The sequence below is a fragment of the Aquimonas sp. genome (assembly GCF_044377145.1).
Classification (GTDB): domain Bacteria; phylum Pseudomonadota; class Gammaproteobacteria; order Xanthomonadales; family Xanthomonadaceae; genus Aquimonas.
The window spans coordinates 1-2915 of record NZ_JBILJQ010000169.1 but is presented as its reverse complement, the minus strand read 5'-3'; the positions used below and the strand labels follow the sequence as shown (position 1 = coordinate 2915).

General features: G+C 63.5%; 1 protein-coding gene and 1 pseudogene. One reads left to right on the top strand and one right to left on the bottom strand.

The window, feature by feature from the left end:
- Nucleotides 1–212 precede the first annotated feature (212 nt).
- Nucleotides 213–623 (top strand): annotated as a pseudogene (locus tag ACIQ7H_RS22205) (DUF2145 domain-containing protein).
- 205 nt (nucleotides 624–828) lie between these two features.
- Here ACIQ7H_RS22205 and ACIQ7H_RS22200 read toward each other — a convergent pair.
- Nucleotides 829–2094: an FG-GAP repeat domain-containing protein gene (locus ACIQ7H_RS22200; RefSeq protein ID WP_395795675.1), complete on the bottom strand. Its 1266-nt coding sequence runs from the start codon at nucleotides 2092–2094 to the stop codon at nucleotides 829–831.
- Between the last annotated feature and the right edge of the window lie 821 nt (nucleotides 2095–2915).

Below are 2915 nucleotides of genomic sequence, written 5' to 3'. Positions count from 1 at the left end.
GCGAGCGCACATGCGCCCGCCACCGCCACGCCTCCGAACACGCCATCGACCGGTCCTCCGTTGGGGAAACCGGAGACGGTCGGGAGAATCAGGTAAGGAAGGTAGGTGAGGTGGGCGGACGCTTACGCGGGATCGGGTCAGCACGGGCCATCGACTCGGATCAAATAGGGGCACCCGTATCGTCTTCCTGAGAACGGTGTTGGTCGAGTGCAATGCGGGCGCCATTACAGCGCGCACGCGGCCTACGGAATCGTCCCCAGCCGCGCTACAGCCTGATGGCCCGCCCCGGCAGCCACGCCTATCAGAACTCCACCGCTTGGGCTGTTGAGCTGCTGGCCGCTGCCGACTAAGGCGCCGCGCGGACCGCGCAGGCGCAGATGCATCTGCGCGAGAACAGCTTCGAGCCCGACCACGTCCACATCGCCTACTCCAAACGTGCCGCCGGCGGCCTGTTCGCCGCCAACCTGGCCTTCACCGACTACCCCGTCGCCACCCGCCTCGGCGGCCGCTATCCGGTGGTGACCGTGCGCGCGATCCTGCGCCACCTCGAACGCCTGGGCCGGATCGAACACCAGCGCGAATGGCGCAACGGCGTCGAGAGTGAGCGGCTGGGGCCGGTGTGAATGGGCGCAGACGTCGGACAACGCGCCTATCGAACAGCGCTGGAAACGACTCGCCCATCCACGTCTGCAATGCTTCGCTCGCGCGTACCGGCCCGGCTTCTGTTGGCTTTGACACCTCTCAGGGTGCACGAGCCGGCGCCTGCACTTCAGCAAATCCGCATAAATTCAATGGGTTGGGCTTTTGAAGGATGGGGAAGGCTCAGCATCAGTCCAGTGAACTCGCGTTGGACGATTGCTGCGGAAGGGCACAGTCCCTCCCCTGCAAGACAACCAGCCCCTGGCTGGAAGCGATCGCAACATCCAGGCAGGCGTCGCCGACCAGGTCGGCCACCGCCAGGCCCTGTGCCGGATACCAGCTCTGATAGGGAATTGGAAACAGCTGCTCCGCGCCCAGCTGGCCATTGGGCTGCTGCAGATAGACGCCCAGGCGAAGCCACCCGTTGTGCAGGGTAACGACGTCGCTCAGGCCATCGCCGTTGAGATCGGCCACGGCCAGCGGGCCGGGGAGGTCGTAGCTCGGCACGAAGGTCGCCGGCTGGAACTGGCCCTTGCCGTTGCCCTTGAAGATCTGCAGGCAACTTCTCGGCCGGTTGCCGCCAGCGGCGGCCACCACATCGGCGTGGCCATCGCCGTCGACATCGCCCAGCCCGACGCCGCCCACCGACGCAAAGGTTCCACCCGGACACACGGCATGCAGGGCCTGCAGCTCGGTCAGGCTGCCGTGGCCGGTATTGCGATGCACCCGAAGGCTGGGGCCCAAACCCTGGCCGCTGGCGGTGACGACATCGATCAGGCCGTCGGCATCCAGGTCGCCGCTTCCAATCCGGTTGTAGCCGGCGACGTTGACCGGCCAGGGCGTGGCGAACAGTCCCTTGGGGCTGGGCTGGTAGACGCTGCCCTGGCTGGACCAGGTAGTGGTGGCCAAAGCATCGGCCGCGCGCTCCTTGAAGTTGATCGCAGCGGCGATCTCCACGGCAGCAGCGCCAAAACGCTGCCCCGGCGCCAGTGGGCGGACGCCGCCGCCACCCGGATACAGCACCACCCCAGTCGAGGTGCCCACCGCGACATCCAGCCCCGGATAAAGATTGAATTGGCCGATGGCCATGGCCTGCCGGCCGTAGCCGCCCGACAACTCGTGTTTCTGGATCAGGCCCAGGCCACCGAGTCCGTCGCCCGCATACACCTGCAGCAGCGCGCCTGAATTCGAACCGGCGCCCAGGCTGAGCGCAAGTTCGGCGCGGCCATCATTGGTGAGATCGGCGATCGCCAGCGCCTCGGCCGGACCCGGCGTGGGCGTCAGTGCATATTGCAGCAGCCGCCAAACGCCGCTGACGGAGGGCGGCACCGGTTCAAGCTCGATCACTTCAGCGGCCGGCGCCGGAAGCATTTCTCCCGGCAGCATGGGCCGACCCGCGACGTCGACAGGCGTTGAAGAAAGCGTGAGGGAAAGAATCAGGGAAAAGCTGAGCATGGGGGAACTCCAGTGCAATAGAAAGGTTGTGGAAGAGCCATCAATGCGCCGCTCAAGTGGCGCCGACGGCCTTTAGAGGGCGGGCTTGATGAGTTCAAGCCCGCCCTTGTTTGCAGCTTACACTCGCGCCGATGCCCTCTCGACTCCTCCGCACAGAGAGGACGGTACGTTTGGAGCAATACGCACACAGGTCCTGCCCCAGTGCTTGTAAGGAACGGGGCTGCATTTCAAAGCTCTGACCGACCGGGTCACGGTCATTTGCACAGATCAAATCGCTCGGAGCGAAGCACAGGCGAACAGGCGAATGGGGTCGCGTCTAGCGAAGTCGCAGGCTTGCCTCGGGGTTTAACTCACTGCCACACGGTGCTACAACACTAAAATTGAGCCGGCGCCCCCCGCGACGGCACTGAAATGCTACTTGCCTAGATCTGATGCGGGGATTTCGTGATCCTGGGCTTTTGATTGGCTCAACTCGATCCAGATAAGCCATGCGTACATGAAGTCTTTTCGCTTTTCCTGAGACTGGCTGGCCGGAGGATTCCCCAATACTGCTCCAGTCAAGACAGGAAGGATACCCAAACTAGATCGCCAACTGTCCTATGGCCGTGGTACTTGATCGCTTCAAAAGTCAGCCACGGGGCATCGATACCCTCTACAACAACCGATTCATTCGATTCAACTTCCGCGACCAAGCACCTAAGGAACCTCTGTTTTATCCCAGCCCGGCTGGTAGAATTTGTGCATCACCCACATGACAGTCACCCCATGAAGCAGACCACCTTCGACTCTCTGGCCTACACGGCGAAGAAGAAGCAGACGCG

What these genes read in the sequence shown, in the direction of transcription:
- ACIQ7H_RS22200 (WP_395795675.1), bottom strand. Translation starts at nt 2,094, where the DNA reads ATGCTCAGCTTTTCCCTGATTCTTTCCCTCACGCTTTCTTCAACGCCT.